This is a genomic window from Flavobacterium oreochromis (assembly GCF_019565455.1).
In the GTDB taxonomy this organism is placed as follows: domain Bacteria; phylum Bacteroidota; class Bacteroidia; order Flavobacteriales; family Flavobacteriaceae; genus Flavobacterium; species Flavobacterium oreochromis.
This window is the reverse complement of sequence record NZ_CP067377.1, coordinates 2,004,162-2,030,107: the sequence shown is the minus strand read 5'-3', so window position 1 is coordinate 2,030,107 and position 25,946 is coordinate 2,004,162. Positions and strand designations below refer to the sequence as shown.

Here is a 25,946-nt window from a genome sequence, read left to right as displayed (position 1 = left end):
AACATTTTATGTTTTCTTTTTCTAAACTAACCGCTATAACGTTAGGTTCAGTGATTATTACATTGCCAATTTGACCTCCTGTTGGATTACTTACACTTGAAATCCTACAATTATTTTCATCTCTTAGTTCTATTTTATATTCCCCTTTTTTTTAATCCTGTTAAGGTAGTTGATGTTCCACGCGCTATTTCACCGGTAGCTATCACTTGATTACTGATAACATTGCTAATTGTATAGTTGTATTTACCTGTACCACCACCTGGGGTTAGCATAAATTGTCCATTGTTCCCTTCATAACAACTAACTGGTTGTATGGCTGTGGTGGTAAAAGAAAGCGCTTCGGGGGTACCAACTATAATTGGATTAGACTCTAAGGGAAGACGACTACTAGTATTAGTTATAACTTGATAATTCAAAATATAGGTATCCGAAGGGATTCCTTCCCATATATATTCCTGATTTTTATTGTTAAATTCCGAAGCAGAAACTGACCTTGTACCTAAAACCCCTCCTTTTGAATTCTTCAATATTAAATTTAATTTCTCATCCGCTGATCCGAGATCTCGATCAAACTTAAATTTTATACTACCATCAGAACCTCCTGCGCATTTAACAGCATTACCTTTAATATCTACTATCTGAATTGAACAAAGAAATATATCATTAATAACTATATTCGTTTCAAATTCATCAACATTTTTAGGAACTCCATTATTATATAATATAAATTGAGTACCTTTAGGTAATGCTAATAATTCTTCTTTTCTAATTAGCCCTTTAATTTTTATATTTCCAGAAAAACTATTACCAAATATTTTTTCTGGTTTAAAATTTAATCTAGTAATTTCATCATCAAAAAAAGTCAAATATTCCTTAGGAAATGGTTTCCAATTTAATTCATTATCTAAATAAAAGTAACTAGTTATCATCTTACCTTCTATACTTAAGGTTTCACAACTACCAATTACCGATTGTTTAGAATCCAATATAAAAGGAATGATTAAAATTCCTGCATCACATCCGACTAGCAAACGATTTTTTTTACTAATATAATCTTCATAACTCATCAAAGTTTTATCATTTCGAAGACAATCATCAGGTCCAATTCTTAAATTTTTATTAAAATTACTATAAAAACCTTTCACATAATGTCTAGATTCAAATCGTAGAGGAAAATCATTAATTGAAACCTCTAAAAGTTCATATTCTTTTGTCCTTGCGTCATAAATTAATTTATTAGTATTTGTAAAAACTTTTAAAGTAGGCCCTTCCCCTTTCAAGAGAATCTTACAATTTTGCGAAAATCCTAATAAACTAAAAAGGAGTAAAATACAATACAGTTTAGATGTTAAGCTAGTATTTTCTTTCATATTTCTTTTCTATTACACTTCTAAATTCATTTTCATTAAGACCATAACGTAATCTAATTTTATATTCTCCAATCTTCAATAATGGAAAAATTTCATCTATAACATATTTATATTTACTATACTTTTCCCAATTTACAGGAGTTGCTAAATATTTATTAACTAATTGATTCCTGATACTTAAAAAATCTTGTTTATATATTTTAGCAATACTATACTCATAAGGAAAACGTTGGTTAATATAAATTGAAGTAGGATTAATATTCATTTCCATTCTATAATAATTAATTATATCAATTGCCTTTATAGGAGGTACACCTAATTCGTTAATTACTCTATTTTTTATAGAAAACAATCCTGATTCTAAAGGGTAATTTTGATAAACTAAAGGATTTATTATTTCTTTAAAATAATCATCCTCTAAAACGGCTTCAACTGTTATTAAAGGCTTACCATTGGTATATTGATTCCCATAAAGTTCAGCCTCATTAAAAATTTCATATATATTAGTAGCCGTTTGTATTTTATGAGTATCAGCTGTATAAGGAATAAAAAAATCTTCTTTTGTTTTAATACTATTCATCTTTTCAACAAACGTATTATGCTTACTGGTTGTAAATTTATATTCCAAAAGGGATTTATTAGCATCCTTATTATTTTGTGCTGTTGCCGTGTTATTTGAAATGGTTTGCACACTATTATAATTAGTATCATTCCCCGTTACATTGGTAGCACTTCCTGAATTTTGAGTAATATCTATACTTGCAGTAGCAGCATTTTCAGAACCAGGCACATAGGCCATCAATTTTAGCTCATAGTTCCCTGAAGTGCTTACATTATCATAATTAAAACTTACTTTTTTAATTTCTGAATTGTAATTTAAAGATGCTGCATGTTTTATTTTCTCTCCTTGTCTTATCTCTCCTTTTAATATCCAATTCTTTACACTACCATCAAACAAATATTTCTGTCCTTGTTTTAACTTAACATATACTGTTTTATGTTCGTTAGGATAAAAATTATTCGTATTAGCTACAGGATAAGAGTACGCCACGTTTTCTAACGGGATATATTCAGGAGCATTACCCGTTTTAAAGCTAAAGGTTCTTTTTTCAGTGGCTGTACCATCGCCACCTTGAAGCGGAATCCAAGTTCCACCACTTTGTTGTTCAACCCCTACTTCAATTTCGGCCACGATCTCTTTTTGTGGAGGTAGTACCTCAAAAGAAACAAAATTTACTTTCGAATTATTATCCTGCCATTGCCATTCTCCATTTAGAGGCATATTATTTACCTTTAGATCATATTTTTTTAAATTAATACGTACCGTTTTACGATTCCCATCGGCATCCTCAGCGGAAAAAGGTTGCAACATCCCATAATTAAAAGCCACCTGCGGTTTTTTAAATACGTCAACGTTTTCTTCACCATCAGGGCTAAAACTAGAAATTAAAGGAGTAGATAAGGGGTTAGACATTCCTACAAATTCACATTTTTCACCTATTTCTGCTTTGTAACGGAATCTACCTTTAATAAGTCCTCCTAAGACATTGTAATAAACACCTATATAGCCTTCCATATGGGTTGGATTAGGGAATTCACCACGTAACATAGCAGCCACTCCTACTGCCAAAATCTTAATATCTTTTCTAAATCCAAAAACTTTAATACGCAATCCTGCTTCTCCATAAATATAAGCATACACTTGCCCCATAGAATACCAACCATCATTTCCAACTAAACCTGGTCGGCCTGCACAACGAACACCCGTTAATTTTCTATGTGTAATATCAAAACCTCCTCCTGCTTCTAAAAAGGCATAAAACCAACCAGCATCATAACCTATAGCAACACTAAAATTCAAACCAAAAGCAAAACCTTTAGCATCATTTAACAAACTTAGGTTTCTATTATCATTCATTATATCAGGACCTAATATTTCTAATACTCTAGGATGAGGAGGTACTTGTGATGGTATTACATCACCTGTCATAAAATAAGCTCCAACATTAATATCATACATTCCTATCTTAAAGATCGCACCTAATTTGTCTGTTGGGGTACCTACGTGTAGGTAATTTTTATTTGGACTTGAATACATGTGTACCATTCCAAATTTATTATTAGCTCCTGAACCTTTTATTCCTTCAAGATTTAAATACAATTCAAAAAGTCCATCAAAAGAATCATTTTTAAAATCTTTTTCAACACTAACAAAAACACCTATCTTTCCGTCTTTAGCTACTTCTGAAACAGGGTGTTTTCTTTTAGAAATTTCAAGCATATTCCCTTTAGATAGATATTCATTCATTTGATTTGCCTCGCCTCCTGAAAATATGGTATCATAACTGGCCCAAGTATCTCGTAAATTTCCTTCAGTATTTCCATCTTTTGCCATCATGGCTCCTTCTCCTAGAAAATAAATTCTATTCAAACCTCCATTATTATTGTATTGCATTTCAAGGAAAACCTTAGCTTTAAAAGATGATGACTCACCAAACTTAACTTTTACCCCTGCCCTAAATCCTAAACCAGAATCTGTATCAGGTTGAAAAACATTAGAGCCTATACTCGCTTTCATATTACCATCTATTCGTTTCATATGATAAGACAGTCCTCCTTCTATTCTTTCTAAGCCAAATTTTCCTCTAGAACCATTATTATCAATTTGAAAATCTACGAACCAATAAGAGAAATCTTTCTTAGCAAACATTCCTTTAGCCATTCCTCTCACATCTAGTTTCTTCAATTCAATTGCTAAATCTCCTTGAAAACCTTTTCCATAAATTGGATCATCTTCAAAAACACGTAAACCACCTTTTAAAGCAAAACCGCTTTTTTCTATGTCTATATTTATTTCGTCTATTTCTACTCCTTTAAATTTATAAGAATGAAATGTTTCGTCTGAAAACTTTCCTAAAATACGTAAACCTGCCTCAGCTGTAATAAATCCGCTATTATCGGAAGTAGATGATTTTCCTTCCATTAAATTTACCTTCATTTTGAAAGCAAGTCCTAGAATATCTTTAGAAGGTGTTATTAATTTAATATCACTAAAGCTAACATTAAAATTTCCAAAATCTTGGCCTACATTAGAAGGGTAACCAAAATAACTGGCTTCAACATAAGGTAAAGCAAAAGATTGTAATTTTAGATTTTGAAATACAATTCCTTTAAAATTATAAAAATCTTCATCTTTTTTTTGTAGATCAGAAGTAACTTGGTTTACTTTTTCATTTTCAATTTCTGTTAAAAATGAATCTGCTTGTTTTTTAAGAAATATTTTAACTTCATCAACCCCTAAGTCTACGTATTTTTTTAACTGTTCTACTCCGCTTTCCTTTGTATTTTCTCCTACAAAAGAAAAATTAGTATTCCAATAATTTAGAGCTTTATTTAGTACTTTAGTCCCTCCATTATCAATACTCTGATTCATTTCTTTTATAGTATCATCATAAGAATTTACTTGACCTACATTACGAGTAGGAGAAACTTCTTCAGATTTGTTTTTTAAAGCTCCTTTTAAAGATAATTTCCCATTTAAAAAAGCAGATGCTTTAAACTCATTTTCTTCATTATCCAACTCTAACTTTACCCATGAATTTTTTTCAAATATCATGCGCCCTTTAAACATTTTAAAGTCTGATTCTGTAACAGCAGCTTGAAAAAGGTACTTTTGTTCATTAAAAGATCCTGTAATTTCTAAAAAGGCATTAGTAGCCGAAGGCTTAATAGCTCCTACTATTTTAGCAGCTCTAATTCTACCTAATTCCAATCCAATTCCTACATAATCTATTTTATATTGCCATCCTGTTGCGCTTCCTTTATCTAGTAATTTATAACCAGCAAAGGTTCCACTTACCCCAAAACCATCTATGAGTAGATCTGTACTTTTTATTATTGTTCGTTCATTTGTCTTTTTATCATTAAATTGTTTTGGCATTGTAATTTCTACTTCCTTTGCAAAAAAGCCTCGCCATACATTTTTGTTCTCATTAGGAAAGAGATTATAGGTATAATAAGATTTAGGAAATTTTGTATCTAAAGAGGGATCGTTTTTAGAATCACTTAAATCAATTATAACATCTTTAATTTTAAATCCCCAATTTTTTAATTTAGCTACCTCAAAAGCGGGTAAATCTAACTTAATTAGCATATCATTCCATCCATTGGCTTGTAGTCCAATAACAGCACCTAGATATTTTGAATTTCCAACTGCTTTTTCTTTATCTGTATCAAGATCATTAGTATGTTCTATTCTTTTTCCACTATCATCTACAGGCACTACGATAGATCTTGCCAAACGAATATCTATTTTAAAAGAAAAACTTTTAAACCCATTACAATCAAATTGTATATAAGAATCTCCTTTTATACTTCCGTCCTTTTTTTCTAGATCACCTCCAATTATTGTTAATAAGGCTTTATTACCTAGTTGAGGTAAAGTTGTATTTCCTAACGAATAGAGTTTCCAATCTCCTATAACTCCTCCATCATGAGATAATTTTAATCCTTCCGCTGCAAAGTACAAATGAGTATCTAAAAATTGTGTTTCTAATCGTGCAAAAGCAGTAAGTTCTAAATACTCAGAAGTGACTTTAGCATTAACAATAACCATTTCTGCTTTAAACCCATCATTAGTAAAACCTTTAAGCCCTACAGGCAATTTCACTAACTCACTTTTAGTTAAATTTTCTAAGTATTTTAAGTTTTTAGAATTAAATAGTTTTTTTAATTTATCAGTAAATTTTTCTTGTTTGGAAGAATTAAGAACACTTGAAAGTAATTGATTCCAATTACTAGTTCTATATTTTTCTATATCATCATGAATGGGCTGAATAAAAGACACTTTATCAGACTTATTGAATGCTTCATTAAATGCTATTTGAGCATCTAGTTTTGAAAATCGGGTCTTTATAACAGGTTCTGTCCTTAAGGTATCATTATAAATATTCTTAGTATTTGAGAATATCGAAAAGGAAATAAGAAAAGTTAAAAATAATAGAATTCTATTCATTTAGTTTGTTCATTTTTAAAATGCAAATGTACATATTATTAACAAAAAATTAAACAAACATTAAATCAAGATTAGATCCTTTTAAAGTTACTTTATTTTAACCAACATAAATTTCATAATATAAGAAAAACTTCTATTCCTTAATTTTTTGTTTTATTTTTATTATAAAAATCTAAAAAGCACTAATTACAAAACTTTTAAACCTTTCAAATAAAATCTATCATATTTAATTTTAAAAACAAATGAATGGAAATAATACGTAACAAAAAAGCTACAACTAATATAGTTGTAGCTTTACCTATTACTCAAAATAAGGGTCTTTAAAAAGACAATTTCTAATTAATTTTTCTTAGCCCAATTTAAATTGGTTATATATGAAATTCTAAGTGTTGGATTATTTTCTTGTATAGTGTTACCTAAATTCCATAAATTTTGATGAATATAGCTTAATTGTATCTGATGTTGTGAATTTAAATTATACCCCAAGCCTGTAATCACTCTATTTTGCTGTAGAAAAGTCTTTGCGTCTTTTACTCCTATATTCATAAACACCTCATCTCCTAAAAAGGCAAATAACTTCGGCTTATCTCCATTTTTAGTTAATGTATAATTTACTAAATACATATATCTTAATCGATTTCTATAATCTTTGTTAGTTATAGCAAAATCACCTGCTTCATTTTTAGTAGCTACTCCTACCCATCGGCTCTCATCACGCAAACGATGAGTGAATCTAAAATTATTTTTCGCACAACTAAAAACACCCTGAATCCAAACATTATCTTCTGGAGTTACAACTCTATTTAAAGGTACATCTCCATAAACAAAAATTCATGATGAGTATAACCAATACTTGCACTTATTTCTTTAGTAAATTGATAATCTACAGATGGACGAATAAAATACTGCTGTTTTTGATCAAATCCATTAGCAAATATTAGTGATCCTTCAAGAGTTAAGGAAAGTTTTTTACCTACCATATTTTTACCTAAATAATGTAACCAGATATCATTATTATGGTTTATTACCTGACCAAATACATTATTGTATAAAGACAATAATACTAATAAAAACAGTGAAGATTTAATGTTCTTTTTCATTTTATTTTTTTTAAGGGAGGGCAAAGGTACAATAAAAAACAAGAACAATAAATATTTTTTTTACAACTTAACAAAAAGAAGATTCTTTCAACATACTCTTACTAAAACACTGACTACAAAGCAACTAACAGGTCATATATAAAACAATTCGTATTATCTTGGCATACCCAAAAACCTTCAACATATGACTCTTTTTTGTTTCTTTAAAATTCCATACATCAAGTATTTTACATAGAAAATGATTTTAGATTAGGCTTTCTGATACCAAAAATTTTAGGAGATGATCTATGCTTCTATAAACTCAAAAAATCCATGTTTTATATTTTATATAGCTAATATTTAAAATAGTCAGTTTTAGATCGTGTTTTTCAAATATTTTTTATTTTATCTCTCCTTTATTTAAAATTTTCAATCTTCATCTTAACACTATATATCTAAAAAACAATCAAATACAATGCTTAAAATAAAAAGATATTATTATTATTAAAAGTTATTTCTTTTACTTCTCCAAAATCTAGTTTATAAAAAAGGCTTGTTCAAGCGGTTGATTTTCTAGATAACAGATTAAGCTTCTTATAACTCCTGCATGAGTAAAAATTACAATTGGTTCATCAGATGACAATTGACTTAAACTATATAAAAAATTGACTACTCTTTTGTATAAAATTTGAAAAGATTCTCCCATAGGTACTTGAATGGTAACAAAATCAGCCATCCACGGATTTAATTCTTCTTCTAAAATTGCATCCCAAGGTTGTAACTCCCATTTTCCGAAATTCATTTCTTTAAGCCGATTATCTAAAATGATTTTTTCTTTTGAATAACAATATTCTGCTAACTGAGTACAGCGTTTTAACGGACTACTATAAATATGTGCATTTATTGGTAATTTTTTTTAATTTTTTTAAATTCATTTAAAAAATTGGGCAATAAATCTACATCACTCTGACCATAACATATTCCTTTTGGACAAATAGTTTCAGTATGGCGTACTAAATAAATTTGCATATTGTTAAAAAAGATAAAAGTGTTATTATTTCACTTATTTGTTCCAATGCTCCTAAGCAATCACCTGTATAGCCTCCAATCCATTTTACAAAATAACGTCCCATATACCAACGTGTTAGTAACAACACTGGTATAATTAATAAAAATAAAAGGCTATAAATAATAGACATAGAAACTAAAGGTAAAAGTCCTAAAAAGACTACTCCTATAACTTCATAATAACTAAATGTTTTAGCAATATGTTTATTTTTACTTAATTCATCTTCTCTTACATAAAACAAGGTAAAAGAGAGTGAAATAGCATTTGCTCTGCTTATACTATGATAGGTTATAAATAATAGTCCTATATACAAATATTGATTAGAAAAAAAATTAGGTATCTTATCCATTATTTCCAATAGAATACTGTATTTAGCTAATAATAAAAGAATGACTCCTATGACTCCATAAGCTCCAATACTACTATCCTTCATTATTTTTAATATTCTTTCTTTGGTCCAGCCTCCACCAAATCCATCACAAACATCAGCAAATCCATCTTCATGAAAAGCCCCTGTAGTTAATATGCCACTTATTAAAGAAAAAACAACTGCTATATTAGAGGAAAAAAGATAATTACTTCCTATAAAAGTAAAAAATGAAATAATACCTACTAGCCAACCTACCAAAGGGAAATAACGTGTTGCCTTATTTAGATAACTAGAATGATGATGAATATATTTTGGACACGGAATACGCGTATAAAACGTAATCGCGGTAAAAAAATGTGTAACTGTTTTTTCATGTTTTTTTATTCAATAAACCTAACTGGTTTTAAAAAACTATTGAGTTTACATTATTCTTTATTACTTACTCCTGCTTCTTCAAAACTTGCCATTTCATTTAAAAAATTCACAGCACTTTGTATTAATGGAAAAGCAAGTGCCACCCCTGTTCCCTCTCCTAAACGCAATCCTAAATCTAATAGCGCATTTACATTCAAATAATTTAATAATGATTTATGTGCCTTTTCTTTTGAACAATGACAGAACACTGCATTCTTAAGTATTTGTGGTTCATAAGTATACGCTACTAAAAAAGCAACTGAACTAATAAAACCATCCACTAATAAGAGCATATTATTTTCAAAGGCTTGTAGCATTCCTCCTGCCATTTGATAAATTTCAAATCCTCCAAAATATGCTAATTTTTCTTCTAAAGAATCTAATTTAGTATGCTCTTGCAAGGCTGATTTTAAAATGGCTATTTTTTTATCTAAAGCTTCATTTACAAGTCCTGTACCGCTGCCTACACATTCTTCAATTGGAATTTTTGTCAAAATACTCATTAAAACTGATGAAGTAGCAGTATTTCCTATTCCCATCTCTCCAAACCCCACACAATTAGATCCTTTTTCATATACTACTTGTACAATCTGTCTTCCTTTTTCCAAACATTCCTTTAATTGATCTATAGTCATAGCTGGTTCATGTAAAAAAGATTGTGTACCCCAACCTACTTTTTGATGTATGATAGGTAATGATTTATCAAAATCAAAATTCACTCCTGCATCAATTACTTGCAATGTCAATCCATTTTGTTTAGAAAATACATTAATAGCTGCTCCTCCATTAACAAAGTTTAATACCATTTGTGGTGTTACTTCTGGAGGATAAGCACTAACTCCTTCCTTTGCAATACCATGGTCTGCAGCAAAGACTAACATATATGGTTTGTGTATTTCAGGAGTAAGTGTATTATATACTGTCCCTATTTGTAATGCTATATTTTCTAATTGTCCTAATGATCCTAGAGGTTTGGTTTTAAAATCTATTTTATGTTGTAATTTCTGTGTTAAATTCATTTTTTCTATAATTATATTTCACAAACTAAAAAATAATAGTTCTAATAAAATTCTTTTTTATAATCAAATAATTCTATTGATTTTCAAATAATGAGTAATTTATGGAAAGTCTCTTAAATACTCTATTTCTACCATAACAATCTCGTTACCAAAATCATAATACCTCTTCTAACTCAGCTTGACTACATGCTTTTGCCCTTCTATCCTCAATAAAATTCTAAATGAATACCTTAAAAAACGTTTTCTATTTGTTTTTCTTTAACCCATGTAATGTTTCAACCTATATTTTCTCATAATTCCCCAAGTAGTAGAATCTACAAGCGGAATATTGAGTACATTAGTATCCTATTTTGATATAAATTAAGTTAAAACATGAAAACGTTTTCATTTATACTATTTAAAAGAACAATGGGAGTGAATCCTATTTTTTAAAGCTTTCAATATTATAAAACCCTTATTTTTTCTGCTCCAAGAAAAAATTGCTTCTATCAATTTAATTTCCCTAACAAAGAAAACAAAAGTATCTGATTAAAGCATAATAAAAAAATTACATTCAAAAATTGATATTTTTAAATAGTTTTATTTTAAAACGTAAAACAATAAAAGTGTCTAAAATTATTATCACAAATTCTGATAATTGAAAACGATTTTCTTCAAGTGGCATTTTTTTATTTCATACTGAAGAAATAAATCTTTAACACTACAAAAACACTTAAATTAACTAGATTAATTATTAAATGAATACAGAAATAATAATCGTTTATTAGAACACAGTACATATTATTCACTTTTGAAACTCAAAAAACAACTAGCCAGATCATTTAAAGAAAGAAACTTAAAACACAATTCCCTTTCTATATCTATATATTTTCATTTTATAAATAATAATAAGTTTATTCTTTACCCCTTTCTTTACATCAAAAGACATTACAAATAAAAATAGACGATAAAAAAGGCTTCAAAATACGTTAGAACTTCCTACAAAATTAAAAATCTAGCTTTTTACTCTTTATTAAACGATGTTCAAGAGCAAGTGGTTTTTACTAACAAAATATTCGATAATAGAAGAATAAAAAGTAGCATATCAAAAACTACTTAATTATTACAGGAATTCCAGAAATCATCAAAACGACTTTATCAGCTTTTTTAGCTAAATATTGATTCATCCATCCTTGTAATTCTGTAAATTTTCGGCCTATTTCTGTTTGTGCATGCCCTCCCATCCCTATTTCATTAGTAATAATAATGATGGTTGCATCTTTTGTAATAGTATTTTTTCTACCTCTCTTTTTGCTAATTCTAAAGATTGATCAACGTCATTATTAGTATCTACAAAAAAATTAGTTAACCACAAGGTAACGCAATCAATCATTGTTACTTTTCCTGAAAATTCAAATTTACTAATCTGTTTTTCCTCTTCTACATTAGTCCATCTATGATCACGATCTTTTTGATGTCTATCAATTCTTTTTTGAAAATCATCATCCCATTTACGGGCAGTAGCCATATACACGGGATTAGGGGATAATTCTAGAGCTAAATTTTGAGCATACAAACTTTTACCTGAACGCTCACCTCCTGTTATAAGATACAACATAGACTTATTTTTTTTGGATGTAAAGATATTTAAAACTTTATCTTTGCTTATGTAATAGTAAAAAAACATTACAACCTACTTAACTCTATTTATTTTAGTAAACTTTACAAAAATACACCATTATGGATACCTATAAAATTCAATTTTTAGAAACAGTAGCAGCTCTTGTAATATATATTTTCCTATTTTTCTTTACTAAGAACATTATCAACAGTACTCTAAAAAAAACATATATAGAAAGAACTAGAAGAAAAATTATTATCAAAATACTACATCTCTTAATAAGTATCGTTTTTATAGTTTTAATTTCTGGAATTTGGGGACTAGAACAAAATGAAATTGCCTTATTTGCTAGTAGTATATTAACAGCTTTAGGCGTTGCTTTTTTTGCTCAATGGTCTTTATTGTCAAATATAACATCAAGTTTAATACTCTTTTTTAATCACCCTCTTAAATTAGGTGATATAATAAAAATACTTGATAAAGACTTTCCTTTAGAAGGTGAAATTATAGAACTTACCTACTTTTTTGTTCATCTAAAAACGAAAGAGGGTCATACTATTACGATACCAAACTCTTTAATTTTACAAAAATCAGTTTCAATAATAGAAAAACAAAATATGTCATTATAACACGTAAAAACTTTTATAATATTTAACTTACAAACAATTTATACTTTTCCAAAAAGTCAAAATATAATAATATAAAAGCACAAAGTATTGTATGTTTAAAACCTAATACGTGAAAGCTATTGAACCTATTCAACTCAAAGTATTAGCTCTTCACAGAACATACGTTTTTGTTCCTGAAGACAAAATTAAAGCATTTCAAAACGAAATGAATAAGGCTAAAGTCGACTGGCAAATGATTTTATTATGCAGATGCTGTGTATCCCTTTACCCACAAAGATGCTAAAAACAACAAAAGTAAAGGAGAAGCTTACAACGAAAAAGCAGCTAGACGCTCTTGGCAAGCGATGAAAGATTTTTTTGAAGAAATTTTGAAGTAAATCTACAAACCTGTTAGGTTTAATTTTAAGTTAAAAAAACCACGAAAAACGGTTATTCAATTTATCAACTAACCACCACAAACAAACAGCAAAAAAACAAATAATTGGAAATTTTAATAACCAATCGTAAAATTCTTTTTGTGGCAAAAACTCATTAACAATTCTAATAGCGTAGGGATGACACAAATAAATCCCTAAAGAAAGTGTACTAGGCATTTCTTGATTTGTTATTGATTTAGAGTTATTAATCCAATTAAAAGTCAACATACTTAATAAAGGAAGCACCACTAAAAAATCCATCACTTTAACTTTATATGTATAATACAGGCTCACTTCTACTAATAATAAAATCCAGATAGGAATGAGCAACCATTGCACCTTTGAAATCCTATCTTTCCAGAATTCGTATAAAGTACCTATCATCATCATTGGTAAAGCAAAAAACAAGTAATTGCGAGTTGTTCCAATGATTTCATACAAAAACCGAATATCTAAATTATGGATATAATTGGATTGAATACCTATTTGAAAGCCATAACCTACAAAAAGCAATAGCACAATTAAAACAACTTTGAGACTTAGACTAAAATTTCTAAAAACGTATAACAATCCAACTGCAATTGCGGTTGCTAATAAATACCACAAATGCCAATATCCATAAATAATCTTTAAAAGCATATCGGTTTTTGTAAACCACCCTAAGTTATAAAATCGGATTAAATCGGGTAAATAAATGAGTTGCCAAACAACATACAGCAGTAAAATTCGCTTGACATATTTCCATAAATAAGCTGTGTCATTTAACTTATTTCGTAAAAAATAACCCGATATCAAAAAAATGTAGGTACTGCAATTCTAGTAATACCACTTGCAATTTCATAGGAAATTAATCCTTTAATTCCATCCACTTTAGCAACAGGAAAAATATGCAATGCAATGACAAGAAATGCCATTACTATTTTAAGGATGTCGAGGTTGTTGTTGCGCATTAACCAAAGAAATCAACAGTTTTCAATCTCTTCTTTTGACAAACCTGTCGCCTCAGCAATTGTTCTTGTATCAATCCCCAAAACCTTTAAACTCTTAGCAGTTTCTAGTTTTGCCTTACGTTCACCTTCAAGTCGACCTTCTAACCTGCCTTCTAACAAGCCCTCAAGTTTTCCGTCGTCAAAAGCAGTATCAACTGTATTTTTATAATCTCTATAGTATTTAAGATTCATTTCATATTTTTCCAAATCTTCATAGCCTAACTTAGATAATTCTGCTTTTTCGAATGCCGACGTAAACACATCTTCGTTAAAAATCGTAGGTATTTGTTCTAACTCTTCTAGATGCTTAATAAAATAAAGCCACTTATCAAGTCGTGTATTCAGTTCATTTTCTGCTTTTAAAAAATTAGGCATTTCCAAATAAATATAAGTCAACTTATCATAGAAAACTTTTCCATTTTGATTCTTCAATTTGATCGTATGAAGTACTTCACTCTTTTCAGGTTCATTTTCATAATCATCAAAAGTAAAATCTAAGATTCCAATACAAAAAACAGCAGTTAAATTAAAATTCCAATTCCCTTTTTCAGCTTGTTCGCGAATAGGAAAAGTAGAATAATAAATGGTTCTATCTTTAAAAAAATTTTGTTTTGCTTTTTGAAGCTCAACTATAAACTTCTCACCTTTTTCATTCTCACAGTAAATATCATAAACCGCTTTACGATCTAAATCAGTAAGACCTAATTGCTCTGTATTTTTAAACGATAAATTAACAATTTGATTCGTTAGAGGCAAAATACTATTCAAGAAATCAATCAGCTGTGGCTTACTGGCTTCTTCTCCAAATATTTTCTTAAACCCAAAATCTGTAAATGGATTAATATATTTCGCTCTCATTTCTAAAAATTTATATAAGCAAATTTAATAAATTATACTTTTCTGTACACATTTTTGACATGCACTCTAAAACAACCTCTTGCCCAATCTCCTTAAGTTAAGGAAAAAAACAAATATTCTTTTCTTTTTCAGACCTAACAGGTTTTTAGCACCTGTTAGGTCTCACTAAACAGAGATTAACATCTTAGATTTCTTAACTTTATGACATTGACCTCTAACCTACTTATCAAAGCCTTCCACTTCAATCACTTCCCCTACCTTCAAACAATTCAACCCAATTGCTCCCACACGCACACGCACTAATCTCAAGGTAGGAAACCCAACCGCAGCGGTCATTTTACGAACCTGACGGAATTTACCTTCGGTAAGCGTAATGGAAAGCCAACTAGTAGGTCCGTGACGTTCATCACGTATGCGTCTGCCTTCGCCTATAAAATCAGGTAATGCGTCTATAATACTAGCCTCGCAAGTTTTGGTGGTGTAACGAATGCCTTTGAAGCCAATTTCTACTCCGTTTTTCAGTTGTTCAATAGCTTCAGGTGTAATTAAACCATCCACTTGAGCATAATATTCTTTCTCAACGGTTTTACTTCGCATGATCTCGCTCATCATGCCATCGGTAGTCAGTAACAAAATCCCTTCTGAGTCTTCGTCTAACCGACCTATAGCCATAGTGCCGTCTGGAAAATCATACAGTTCACCTAATTTCTTCTTAGGGCGTTTCTTTTCATATATAAATTGGCTTAAGTAACCGTGTGGTTTGTGGAGGATAAAATGGCGGTGCTTCATATTGCAAAAATAATTTAAAAAATCTATGGGTTTTTAATTTACATTACATTTTCAATTAATTGAAGATCAAAATCATTAAAGTGAGTAGTCATTAGTTTGTGCATTTGATCTACATCTTTGCAGATAAAGTCTACATTCTTAATAATTAAGAAACAAAATATCAATTAAAAAAAACACTATATTTGCGCCTCGAATAGATAACTCAGTTTTAATCTTTTTAATACTATTTACGGTGTAATACATTTTATATAACCCATTGACTAGACCTCGATTACTTTGAGGCAGGTTTGTTATGGCTTTTTTAAATATAAAATTTACACCTATGAGTTTATCAAAAAAATACAATAGAACGTATCATTTCCCCTTTTCACCTGGTACCACCAGTGATGACCGTATTAGTCATGAATACTGGGAATATATACAACAACTACCTGAGCTAATCATTACAGAAAAATTAGATGGCGAAAACACTTGTTTAAATCAGTATGGCGTTTTTGCACGTTCGCATGCAGCCCCTACATTGCATCCTTGGGCAAACTACCTAAAGGAGTATTGGCAACTTATAAAAAATGAGTTGAAAGATTTAGAAATCTTTGGCGAAAATTTATATGCGATCCATTCTATTGAATACCAAAACATAGAACACCATTTTTATGTTTTTGCAGCTCGGTACAAAGATCATTGGTTATCTTGGGAGGAAGTCGTTTTTTATGCTTCGCTTTTAGATTTACAAACAGTTCCTGTTCTAGATCTTCTTACTCCAGCACAAGAAACCGAGTTGACTTTAAAAGAAAAAGTATTAGAAATTATTGCGCGACCAAGTGTCTTCGATTCCTTTGATGTTCATACCCTACAACCTTGTACAATGGAAGGTATAGTGGCAAGAAACACACAAGAGTATTTAGTAGATGATTTTTACAAAAACGTTTTTAAATACGTTAGAAAAAATCATGTTAAAACCGATGAACATTGGACTAGAAATTGGAAAAGAGCGCACTTAAATTGGGAAAAAAATGTGGACATTAACAAATAATTATAACAACTGGCAAGCCCTTGAAAACGAATTTATATGGGTAGCCGAAATGAAAGAAGTACCTCAAGACCCTATTCATCATGCCGAGGGTAACGTTGCTATTCATACACAAATGGTACTTAAAGCCATGCAAGAATTACCTGAATTTGTAGCTTTAGCTAAAAATGAACAAGCGTTTTTATTAGCAGCTGCATTGGCACACGATATAGAAAAACGAAGTACCACGGTGATAGAAAATGGACGAGTACAGTCCCCAGGTCATGCAAAAAAGGGGCTTTTACCTTTAGACAAATTCTTTTTGAAAAAGGTGGCTTATCGCTCTTTGAAAGAGAACAACTCGTGGGACTAGTTCGCTATCACGGATTTCCTATCTGGTTGATGGAAAAACAAAATCCTGAAAAAGAATTGCTTAAAGTATCGCTAGAAACCAACACTAAATGGTTATACCTTTTAGCTAAAGCCGATATTTTAGGGCGAATTTGCAATGATCAGAAAGAAATGCTTGAGCGTATAACTCTTTTTAAAATGATGTGCGAGGAATATGACTGTTGGGGAAAACCTAGACATTTTAACAGTACCGAAGGTAGGTTTCACTATCTCAATACTAATGAAAATTATCCTGATTACCAACCTTTTGATTCCTACAAATGTACTGTACATGTTTTGTCGGCGTTGCCAGGTATGGGGAAAGATTATTTTATTAAAAACCAGTTCGATTTACCTGTAATATCCTTGGACGCTTTGCGCATTCAGCATAAAATAGCCCCAACCGATGCTGCGGGTAATGGGCGAATTGTACAAGAAGCTAAAAAAATGGCTAAAATATATCTCGCTTCGGGTCAGGATTTTGTTTGGAATGCCACAAATACATCGCGATTAATGCGTGAGCAACTCATTGCGTTGTTTGTAGATTATAAGGCCAAAGTTATTATTCATTACATTGAAAAACCTTATAAAAAATGGTTAGTCCAAAATCACACTAGAGAGGCCAAAGTTCCTGAAAATGTATTATTTAAAATGTTAAGCAAATGGCAACCTCCTAGCCTATATGAAGGTCATGAGGTACTTTATTATGAAGATTAACTTTAGAATTTACCTGCTATAACAATAAAACCTCGACATTTTTTTGTTGAGGTTTTATTTTTAACACAATTAAGTGATAAAAGTCTATTTCAGCTAAAAATTGATTTTAAATCTAAAAAAGTACTCCTTCTTTATCTTCTTTGCCCTTTTCACACACATCACAAAGTTTAATGCCTAATTCTATCTAACAAATAAGATTTAGTTTTATCATTCCACAAAGTCATACCAAATTTCACAAAAGGTTTCATAACGTTTTATGTTTTGCAAATCAAAATCTGTGTGGTATAGAATTACGCAAAATATACTAGACTTCAAAATTGCACTACTTTCTTGTATTTTGAGTTTAACTCTCCATACTCATATAATCTAATTCACCGTGCTTATTAGCATTAATAGCAATCAAATAGTCAGTGATATCTGGTCCTATAGAATAATCGAAAACTACAAAATTTTCATCACTGTGAGGGTAGAATCCTACACGAATTAGCTTTAACTTTTTTAAAAGTTGATCTTCGGGTGTTACCGCTTTATCATGAAAATTCACAAGACCTGAAAGTGCCTCTTGACTGAACTCTTCTAAGTGGTGCTCTATATAAAATCGTACCGTATCACCTTCTTCATCATTATAATCCTCAAGAATATACTTATTGTTTAGCTTATCATATTTACCTATGTCGTCAATTAAACTTTTTAATTGCTCCATGGTTGGCACATCAATAGTAGCTTCATCAAAATTTAGATCTAAACTAATGGTACTTCCATTGATTTCAATAGCAACATCATAATATTCTTGCAAGTTATCTATAGGTAAATTTCCAAAATAAGGTAAAGTGTAATGCATCATTTTTAAGATTTAGTAATTTTATTTGTGTCTTAGGGTTGATCTACGTATAGATAGTAGCTACAATTGTTTTAAAATTGTAAAAGATAAAAAAATCACTTATCATTTTCTTTCTTAAAATCTAATTCTTTTACAAAAAATTGTTTAGGCAAATATTGCTCACTGAATTTTTGTTGAAAATGATTAAACCACATTACTTTATAAAGAGTATCTGAAACTAATCTCTTTTCTTTCTTACTATTGGGATAAAACAAATCTTTGTTTATTTCCTTTTTATTCGGACAAAACAAAATCAGGTGTTTGAAATGAAATATTGGAAATCTTTTCATTATTATTATCATAAGATTTTCGATGTTCCAATTTTTTTGTTTTAAACTGAATAACTGAACCATATTTATAATCAGCATCATTATAACTTTCTACTTCTTCAACCAAAGTTGTGCCTGAATTATTAGCTTCATTTTCTTTATTGTATTTCAGTTTATCATATTTTTCCAATAGTTCAGAATAAATAACAACCTCAATAAATTCACTTTTATTTGCATTAAAATAAATACAGGTACATTTTGATAATCCAGAAATTTGATTGCCCGTTTCTTCACAATAAACCTTTTTCTTTTGTTCATCTTCATAAAAAACTTCTTTAACAAGCATTAAGGGTGATGTTTGTGCAGGAAATTCTATTATTTTATGATGATTTCTAAATAAGGGATGTGATTTGATTGCAACTATATCTCCTATTATAAAACTTACATCTTGTTTAGTATCACTATCGTTTATAGCTTCTTCCATTTATTTGATTTTTAATAAAGATAAAAATAACTATTTTTACAAAAGTAAAGTAAGGAAGTTCTTTAGTTATTGAAATAAGACATTTGTTGAACTAATGTGTTTCAAATGAAACCACTTAATCAAACCTCTTTTGAGGGTTAATAAATATGTAGATTAAGAATAGTGTAATTCTTAATTCAATGAATGCCTCATCTAATATTAGAATCAGCATTAATTGAATTACCGCTACCAAGACTTTAGGAATTCCTGCCATCTCTATGGTTATACGGAAATTTAACAGTTTTGTTACAAACATAAATAATTCTATGGGATTTAATGTTATCATAATCTCTAATTGAAAGTTCATTGACGTAAAACAACAACGGGAGTCGAGAACTCGGCTAATGGTTCAATTTCATCGAAATGTTACGTTTTATTTTTTAAAATCCGTGCGAGAACTTCTTTACTTTTTTCAAGCAAACTATGATAAAAACTAAAGATTGGTTTAAAGATCGAGGTTATCCTCACTTTACAAATAAAACACCTCAATCCATAAAATATGAGTTGGAAAAATACATCACTAACTCAAAGAAGATAGCAAAACACTCATTTTCTCCATTAATTTTTAAAGAAATAAAACAAAGGAGATATAAAACTTCAAACTTTAATGGAATTGAAAAACGATCACACAAAAAAATAAATAAAAAAGGAGAAATAGTTTCTAACGCTAAAATTAGAGAGATTCTTTACGCCACTCATATTGATGCACACATATATTCTTACTATACTCAAAAAATTATCAGTCCTAAATACGAAGCTCACTTATGTAAGAATTTAGAATTATCAAAAGCAATTACGGCATACAGACAAATTTTGACTGAGGATGGTTTAAAATTTAAAAACAATGTTCATTTTGCAAAGGACATCTTTGATGAAATAAAGAGTAGAGAAAATTGCGTTGTTTTAGCTTTTGATATCAAAGACTTTTTCCCATCACTAAATCATAAAAAATTAAAATTAATTTGGGCAAAAATATTAGGCTTCAAAACTTTACCTGAAGATCATTATAATATTTTTAAAGCTTCAACAAATTTTACCTATGTTAAGCTTAATGATTTACGAATTAACAAAAGGCATTTTGATGAAAAAAACTCTCTAAATTAAAAAAAGAAGGCAAACACTCCTTTTTTGAAAATATAAAAGAATTAATCGATTCTGATATTATCATCCATAAAAATCAAAAACATAAAAACGGAAAAATTATAGGGATACCTCAAGGTTTACCCATAAGTGCACTTTTAGCAAATATCTATATGCTTCCGTTTGACGAAGCAATTATTGAAGACTTGGTTAAACCTTTGAATGTTTTTTACAGGAGATATTCTGATGACATCATAGTAATATGTAACGAAAAACAAGTTGAAACAGTAGAAAGTTTTGTTTTAAACAAAATAAAAGATATTGATTTAGTCATTTCTAGAGAAAAAACAGAAAAAACATTATTTAGAAACCTTGACGGTAAATTACAATCATATCAAATAAAAGGACAAGAATTAATAAAAAACATACCTCTCAACTACTTAGGATTTGAATTTTATGGCAATAAAACATTAGTCAAATCTAAAAACTTAGCAAGTTTTTACCGAGAAATGAAACAAGCCATAAAAAGAAAATCAAAAAGAATTGAAAAACTAAAAGAAAAAAAACTTTTAGATGAGTCTCCTCTTTTCAAAAGAAAAATTTACAGGCTTTATAGTTATAAAGGCGTGAAATCAAGATTAATACCTTCCAAAAAAAGTGAATTTAGGAATGGCAAACTAGTCGTTAAAAACTTTAATCGAAAATTTAGAGGTAATTATATCAAATACATATATAAAGCTTCAGATGAAATGAATGCGCCTGAAATAAAAAAGCAAATACGCAACCATTGGAAAATATTACAAAGAACACTTAATAAATATATTTTTTCTAATGTTAAAAAGGAATCTTAAATTTACATTTTAAAATCAGAATAATGAGTGAATCAATAATCATAATAATAACATTAATCATTGCCTTAGCCATAGGAATCTACCTAGGAAAAATCATCTTTTCAGCATCGGCTAAAACTACAAACGCTACTTTTGAGGAAAAAATTAACGGCTTACTTTCTCAAATCGAGCAATTAAAACAACAATTACAAACAGAAAGAACCCAATGGGAACAACAATTAAAAAATAGCACCATTGAAAAAGAAGCCATCCGAACTGAAAAAGAAGCCTTAGCCATTCAATTATCAAAAAAGAAGTTGATTTTGACAATTTATTGGAACGCAATAAAGAACAAAAGCAAGAAGTAGAACAACTTCAAGAGAAGTTTACTAAAGAATTTGAAAACCTTGCTAACAAAATTCTCGAAGAAAAATCAAATAAGTTTGCCGAGCAAAACAAAGAAAACTTAAAAACCATACTTTCTCCGTTACAAGATAAAATTCAACTTTTTGAAAAGAAAGTCGAAGACACCCACAAAGAAAGCATTGATTACCATGCCGCATTACGCCAGCAAATCATTGGGCTACGCGAAATGAATGCACAAATGAGCAAAGAAACCCTTAATTTGACCAAAGCGCTAAAAGGCGATAGCAAAATGCAAGGAAACTGGGGCGAACTAGTCCTAGAGCGTGTTTTAGAAAAATCAGGCTTAGAAAAAGGGCGCGAATATGAAGTACAACAAAGCTTCACAAACGATGAAGGACAACGTTTACAACCTGACGTAGTGATTAACCTACCTGATGGAAAAAAAATGATTGTTGATTCAAAAGTGACGTTAACCGCTTATGAACGCTATGTAAATGAGGAAGATGACAATTTAAAAGAGCAGTATTTAAAAGAACACGTTGCTTCGTTAAAACGTCACGTAGATCAATTGGGCGAAAAAAACTATCACGACTTGTACAAAATAGAAAGTCCAGATTTTGTCCTTCTTTTTGTACCTATAGAACCTGCATTTGCCCTAGCCTTGCAGGAAGATACCACCTTGTACAACAAAGCCTTTGAGCGTAATATTGTAATCGTTACCCCTTCTACCCTACTAGCAACACTGCGCACTATTGACAGTATGTGGACGAACCAAAAGCAACAAGAAAATGCTTATGAAATTGCTCGCCAAGCAGGTGCTTTATATGATAAATTTGAAGGTTTTGTACAAGATCTTATTAAGATAGGCAAACGAATGGACGAAGCTAAAAATGAATATTCAGGAGCTATGAATAAACTCATAGAAGGCAAAGGTAATCTTATAACAAGTGTAGAAAAACTAAAAAAATGGGAGCTAAAGCTAAAAAATCGCTTCCTGAAGCTATTATAAACAGAGCAGAACAAAATGAAAATAATTTAATAAACTAATTTATATGTTAAAAAAATTTTTGGATTAGCTTAGGTACATTTACCTTTTGCTTTGCCTTGTACTTTACTATTTTATATTATGCGACTTATAGCGAAGGAACTCGAACGGGTGAACTTATTAAATTCAGTAAAAAAGGTTATGTATTCAAAACTTGGGAAGGTGAATTAAGTCAAGGACTTTCTGGTAATAAAATTTTTTCTTTTTCAATATTAGATAATGAGAATAGGACAATTGAAAAATTAAAAAACCTAGAAGGGCGTTATGTAAAAGTAACTTATATAGAACGTTATAAAACTTTTCCTTGGTGGGGGATACAACATATTTTGTAACGAATGTACAAGAAGAAAAATCCCCTATTTTTAATCGCTAATTATTTTATTATTCTAATACATATGATTTAAAACTATTTAAAAACTATTTAAAAACTATTTACAAACTATTTATAAACTAAAACAATATGTTATTTTTCAAAAAACACATCATTTTATCATTTCCCATTTTATTTTTTATTAGTTGTAATAAAGCTGAAATTGAGCAGCCCATTCAAACTGTTTCCACTACGAATAATACAAATAATAATGATGTAAATAATTCATCAAACATAAAACTTAAGTTTTTAGATGAATACATTTATCCCGCAAATGAAAATTTTAAGAATTTACCAATTGGAGGATTATCCGGTATTGACTATGATTCTGAAAATGATCTTTATTATATAGTTGCTGATGATGCTTACAATCCTAGGTATTACATAGCAAATATTGATATTAAAAATGATAAAATTAGTAAACCTGTTTTTACAGATATGCTCATTTTTGACAAAAAAGATCCTTTTTATTCTTCCAGATTTTTAGATTTAGAAAGCATCTTATATTTTAATAATCAAATAATTATATCATCTGAAGGATACATCCAAGGTAATCAAAAACCTAGTATTTTTAATTCTGATAAAAAGGAAATTTTTTATCAGAATTTACAATTCCTAACATTTTCTTACAGGAAACGGTACACAATGGTTCATTTGAATCGTTAACAAAAAGTGTTGATAAACAGGGTATATGGAGTGCAAATGAATTACCTCTAAAATCAGATGGATCAGAACCTGATTACTCTAAAGCAAATTATCCTGTCCGATTTACTTACTACGATCAAAATACCAAACAAGCCACAAAAGAATTTATTTATGAATTATCAGCTCTTACTAAACCCAAACTAAGTCCAAATGATATGAATGGGGTATCTGATATTTTAGAATATAAAAAAGACCATTTTTTAGTAATAGAAAGAGCCTTTCAAAATGAAAATATTGTAAAAATATTTGATGCCTCTATCACGACTGAGTCTACCAATTCATTGAATATAAAGAATTTAAAATCACAAAAATATATTTCTATGAAAAAAGAATTAGTTTTAGATTTTAATAACATCAAGAAATATTTAAAACAAGCTAAAATAGATAATATTGAAGGGATAACTTTTGGTAAAACACTACCAAACGGTAATAAAACTATAATAGTTATATCTGATGATAATTTTCAACAATTTGGATCACAATTAAATCAATTTATATTATTTGAATTAATTGAAAAATGATCTTATATCTTTTTTTACAATATAATGAAGAACACCTTTAAAACCGTAAATGACTCTAGAATTGTCATTTCAGAACTCATGTTACCCTCGCATACTAATTTTAGTGGCAAAATACATGGTGGCTATATTTTGTCATTATTAGACCAGATTGCTTTTGCTTGTGCTTCTAAATTTTCAGGACATTATTGTGTAACTGCCTCAGTAGACACTGTTGATTTTTTAGCACCTATAGAAGTAGGTGAATTAGTCACAATGAAAGCCTCTGTAAATTATGTAGGTCGAACATCCATGATTGTAGGTATACGTGTAGAAGCTGAAAATATACAAACAGGTATAGTAAAACATTGTAACTCATCTTATTTTACTATGGTAGCTAAAGATAAGAATGGTACCACTACTCCTGTTCCTGGATTAATTTTAAATGATTTTGAAGATGTAAGACGTTTCTATAATTGCCTTAAAACGATCTCTAATCGAAAAGAACAACAACAACATGAAGATCATTTTAACTACAAAAGCCCTGAGGCTCTTGCTCATTTATCAGAATATAAAGTAAAAATAGAGATATAAAATTATAAAAAAGAAAGTTTGTCATTTCAAACAAAGAGAAAAAGGATCATATTTTCACCAAATTCTCCTCATATTGAGATGACAAACTAACTTACTAAAATTGTTTTTTTATAAAATTTTCTCTTCTTTTTTCTTAGAAAACTCTTACTAAGTTAAATCCAAAACTAATCTCTCCTTTACTCCAATTTCCTGTTGTTCTACCTAAATAACCTGTATCGTGCATGGCATTAGCATTGGTAAAAAACATTTGAAATATGTGACCTCCCGTTTCTAAATCTACTCCTACTGAAAGAGGATCTTTAAAATCAGAACTTTTTACTCTATTCAAATGTGCAGCATAATCTACATTTAAAGAGAATCGCTTACTTAACTTATAACGTCCTCCCATTCCCAATGCAAATTGTGCATTTTTTTGTTGAGGATCAACAACTACATTTTCATAGAAAAAAGTAGGAGCTAATTGTAATGTTAATTGATCATTAAATTTTCTTGATACTAATAATTGTGTATTATAAGAAAGCCTATGTTTAAATTCTAATAATGGATAGACTTCTTTTTTCATGCCAGAATTAACAGCTATAGCATTATATCCTACAATTGTAATAGGAAAACCATCCTTTTTTTGGTTTGCTATTTTATATTTAATACCAGCATCATATGTTTTTGCAAAAGTACTTCTTGAAAAATGCAAGGTAACATCATCAGTCAATCCGTAAACAAATTTTAATTGAGTGGTAGCTCCATCTAACCCAAAAAAGTTTTCAAATCCTGCATTTAAAAACCCAAAACGGTGAGAAACAATAAAATACATATCTCCTTTTGAAGCTAATTTTGTTGATTCTAAGTTTACAATCTTTAAAGATTTAAAAGCTGATTCAACTACTTGCGAGTCGTTATTTTCTACTCCTTTTAATAAATCATCTTGTGCTTGTAAATGATTACTTAACACAATTGAAAGTCCTAATAAAATTTTCTTTAACATATTTTTCACTTTTTTAACATCCAAACATCAAAATAAATAAATTACATTTGCTGTTATTTGTATAGACAAATAT

General features: G+C 29.5%; 26 protein-coding genes and 2 pseudogenes. 11 read left to right on the top strand and 17 right to left on the bottom strand.

From position 1 onward, the window contains the following. Window positions 1–134 precede the first annotated feature (134 nt). The 9 genes from JJC03_RS09700 to JJC03_RS09670 form a co-directional block, all read right to left on the bottom strand. Window positions 135–1,280, bottom strand: coding sequence for a SprB repeat-containing protein (locus tag JJC03_RS09700; RefSeq protein ID WP_235873183.1), 1,146 nt, complete (start codon window positions 1,278–1,280; stop codon window positions 135–137). 73 nt (window positions 1,281–1,353) lie between these two features. Then, the gene (locus JJC03_RS09695) at window positions 1,354–6,384 is read right to left on the bottom strand and encodes a hypothetical protein (RefSeq protein ID WP_235873182.1); all 5,031 of its coding nucleotides are present in this window, start codon (window positions 6,382–6,384) and stop codon (window positions 1,354–1,356) included. 339 nt (window positions 6,385–6,723) lie between these two features. After that, window positions 6,724–7,155 (bottom strand): DUF2490 domain-containing protein, encoded by a 432-nt coding sequence (locus tag JJC03_RS17820; protein ID WP_258932609.1) that lies wholly within the window; start codon window positions 7,153–7,155, stop codon window positions 6,724–6,726. Window positions 7,156–7,187: 32 nt separating this feature from the next. Continuing rightward, window positions 7,188–7,484 carry a DUF2490 domain-containing protein gene (locus JJC03_RS17815; protein ID WP_258930601.1) on the bottom strand — a complete coding sequence of 99 codons (297 nt, stop codon included), beginning with the start codon at window positions 7,482–7,484 and terminating at the stop codon, window positions 7,188–7,190. 514 nt (window positions 7,485–7,998) lie between these two features. After that, on the bottom strand, window positions 7,999–8,355 hold the full coding sequence (locus JJC03_RS17810) for a histidine phosphatase family protein (protein WP_258932608.1): 357 nt from the start codon (window positions 8,353–8,355) through the stop codon (window positions 7,999–8,001). A gap of 121 nt (window positions 8,356–8,476) precedes the next feature. Further along, a complete protein-coding gene (locus tag JJC03_RS09680; protein WP_374226267.1) occupies window positions 8,477–9,226 on the bottom strand; it encodes an adenosylcobinamide-GDP ribazoletransferase in 750 nt (249 codons plus the stop codon). A 101-nt stretch (window positions 9,227–9,327) separates the two neighbouring features. Continuing rightward, window positions 9,328–10,335, bottom strand: coding sequence for a nicotinate-nucleotide--dimethylbenzimidazole phosphoribosyltransferase (gene cobT / locus JJC03_RS09675; protein WP_088400033.1), 1,008 nt, complete (start codon window positions 10,333–10,335; stop codon window positions 9,328–9,330). 1,091 nt (window positions 10,336–11,426) lie between these two features. Further along, complete coding sequence (locus JJC03_RS19190) at window positions 11,427–11,558, bottom strand: bifunctional adenosylcobinamide kinase/adenosylcobinamide-phosphate guanylyltransferase (protein WP_374226222.1); 132 nt, start codon at window positions 11,556–11,558, stop codon at window positions 11,427–11,429. Between the two features lie 2 nt (window positions 11,559–11,560). Continuing rightward, window positions 11,561–11,932, bottom strand: a complete 372-nt coding sequence (locus JJC03_RS09670) for a bifunctional adenosylcobinamide kinase/adenosylcobinamide-phosphate guanylyltransferase (protein WP_374226221.1) — start codon at window positions 11,930–11,932, stop codon at window positions 11,561–11,563. 122 nt (window positions 11,933–12,054) lie between these two features. Here JJC03_RS09670 and JJC03_RS09665 point away from each other — a divergent pair, with 122 nt between their 5' ends. Continuing rightward, on the top strand, window positions 12,055–12,564 hold the full coding sequence (locus tag JJC03_RS09665; protein ID WP_088400037.1) for a mechanosensitive ion channel domain-containing protein: 510 nt from the start codon (window positions 12,055–12,057) through the stop codon (window positions 12,562–12,564). Between the two features lie 254 nt (window positions 12,565–12,818). Then, on the top strand, window positions 12,819–12,941 hold the full coding sequence (locus tag JJC03_RS19185) for a dienelactone hydrolase family protein (protein ID WP_235873181.1): 123 nt from the start codon (window positions 12,819–12,821) through the stop codon (window positions 12,939–12,941). 30 nt (window positions 12,942–12,971) lie between these two features. On the opposite strand, the gene JJC03_RS09655 is transcribed toward JJC03_RS19185, so the two are convergent. From JJC03_RS09655 to JJC03_RS09645, 4 genes are all read right to left on the bottom strand, one after another. Next, complete coding sequence (locus JJC03_RS09655; RefSeq protein WP_235873180.1) at window positions 12,972–13,775, bottom strand: acyltransferase family protein; 804 nt, start codon at window positions 13,773–13,775, stop codon at window positions 12,972–12,974. Further along, on the bottom strand, window positions 13,772–13,894 hold the full coding sequence (locus tag JJC03_RS17805) for a hypothetical protein (RefSeq protein ID WP_258930597.1): 123 nt from the start codon (window positions 13,892–13,894) through the stop codon (window positions 13,772–13,774). The genes JJC03_RS09655 and JJC03_RS17805 overlap by 4 nt, the downstream gene beginning before the upstream one ends. A 48-nt stretch (window positions 13,895–13,942) precedes the next feature. Next, window positions 13,943–14,827 carry an Rpn family recombination-promoting nuclease/putative transposase gene (locus tag JJC03_RS09650; RefSeq protein ID WP_088400041.1) on the bottom strand — a complete coding sequence of 295 codons (885 nt, stop codon included), beginning with the start codon at window positions 14,825–14,827 and terminating at the stop codon, window positions 13,943–13,945. A 219-nt stretch (window positions 14,828–15,046) separates the two neighbouring features. Beyond that, complete coding sequence (locus JJC03_RS09645; RefSeq protein ID WP_235873178.1) at window positions 15,047–15,616, bottom strand: pseudouridine synthase; 570 nt, start codon at window positions 15,614–15,616, stop codon at window positions 15,047–15,049. A gap of 322 nt (window positions 15,617–15,938) precedes the next feature. Between JJC03_RS09645 and JJC03_RS09640 the strand changes: the two genes are divergently transcribed. The 3 genes from JJC03_RS09640 to JJC03_RS09630 are packed head-to-tail and all read left to right on the top strand — an operon-like array spanning window position 15,939 to window position 17,732. Then, window positions 15,939–16,649, top strand: a complete 711-nt coding sequence (locus JJC03_RS09640) for an RNA ligase family protein (RefSeq protein WP_088400059.1) — start codon at window positions 15,939–15,941, stop codon at window positions 16,647–16,649. Next, entirely contained in the window at window positions 16,630–16,998 is a 369-nt protein-coding gene (locus tag JJC03_RS09635; protein ID WP_235873176.1) for a hypothetical protein, read from the top strand. Before JJC03_RS09640 ends, JJC03_RS09635 begins: the two co-directional genes overlap by 20 nt. Beyond that, window positions 16,989–17,732 (top strand): AAA family ATPase, encoded by a 744-nt coding sequence (locus tag JJC03_RS09630; protein WP_235873175.1) that lies wholly within the window; start codon window positions 16,989–16,991, stop codon window positions 17,730–17,732. Before JJC03_RS09635 ends, JJC03_RS09630 begins: the two co-directional genes overlap by 10 nt. Window positions 17,733–18,075: 343 nt before the next feature. Here the strand turns inward: JJC03_RS09630 and JJC03_RS09625 are convergent, their stop codons facing one another. The 3 genes from JJC03_RS09625 to JJC03_RS09615 form a co-directional block, all read right to left on the bottom strand. After that, window positions 18,076–18,576 carry a DUF2004 domain-containing protein gene (locus JJC03_RS09625; protein WP_235873173.1) on the bottom strand — a complete coding sequence of 167 codons (501 nt, stop codon included), beginning with the start codon at window positions 18,574–18,576 and terminating at the stop codon, window positions 18,076–18,078. Window positions 18,577–18,846: 270 nt separating this feature from the next. Further along, window positions 18,847–19,365, bottom strand: a complete 519-nt coding sequence (locus JJC03_RS09620) for a hypothetical protein (protein WP_235873172.1) — start codon at window positions 19,363–19,365, stop codon at window positions 18,847–18,849. 115 nt (window positions 19,366–19,480) lie between these two features. Beyond that, window positions 19,481–19,690 (bottom strand): hypothetical protein, encoded by a 210-nt coding sequence (locus JJC03_RS09615; protein ID WP_123902171.1) that lies wholly within the window; start codon window positions 19,688–19,690, stop codon window positions 19,481–19,483. A 137-nt stretch (window positions 19,691–19,827) separates the two neighbouring features. On the opposite strand from JJC03_RS09615, the gene JJC03_RS09610 reads away from it, so the two are divergent. The 6 genes and pseudogenes from JJC03_RS09610 (at window position 19,828) to JJC03_RS09580 (ending at window position 24,891) form a co-directional block, all read left to right on the top strand. Beyond that, the gene (locus JJC03_RS09610) at window positions 19,828–20,508 is read left to right on the top strand and encodes an RNA-dependent RNA polymerase family protein (protein WP_235873170.1); all 681 of its coding nucleotides are present in this window, start codon (window positions 19,828–19,830) and stop codon (window positions 20,506–20,508) included. Window positions 20,509–20,540: 32 nt separating this feature from the next. Further along, window positions 20,541–21,335, top strand: coding sequence for a reverse transcriptase domain-containing protein (locus tag JJC03_RS09605; RefSeq protein ID WP_235874371.1), 795 nt, complete (start codon window positions 20,541–20,543; stop codon window positions 21,333–21,335). Window positions 21,336–21,358: 23 nt separating this feature from the next. Further along, window positions 21,359–22,727: pseudogene (locus tag JJC03_RS09600) on the top strand (DNA recombination protein RmuC). Window positions 22,728–22,784: 57 nt separating this feature from the next. After that, the gene (locus JJC03_RS09595; protein ID WP_309597636.1) at window positions 22,785–23,057 is read left to right on the top strand and encodes a DUF8785 domain-containing protein; all 273 of its coding nucleotides are present in this window, start codon (window positions 22,785–22,787) and stop codon (window positions 23,055–23,057) included. Between the two features lie 128 nt (window positions 23,058–23,185). Beyond that, window positions 23,186–24,321 (top strand): annotated as a pseudogene (locus JJC03_RS17800) (esterase-like activity of phytase family protein). A gap of 24 nt (window positions 24,322–24,345) precedes the next feature. Then, window positions 24,346–24,891, top strand: a complete 546-nt coding sequence (locus JJC03_RS09580) for an acyl-CoA thioesterase (RefSeq protein ID WP_088398481.1) — start codon at window positions 24,346–24,348, stop codon at window positions 24,889–24,891. Window positions 24,892–25,024: 133 nt separating this feature from the next. On the opposite strand, the gene JJC03_RS09575 is transcribed toward JJC03_RS09580, so the two are convergent. After that, window positions 25,025–25,873: a DUF5777 family beta-barrel protein gene (locus JJC03_RS09575; protein ID WP_088398482.1), complete on the bottom strand. Its 849-nt coding sequence runs from the start codon at window positions 25,871–25,873 to the stop codon at window positions 25,025–25,027. Between the last annotated feature and the right edge of the window lie 73 nt (window positions 25,874–25,946).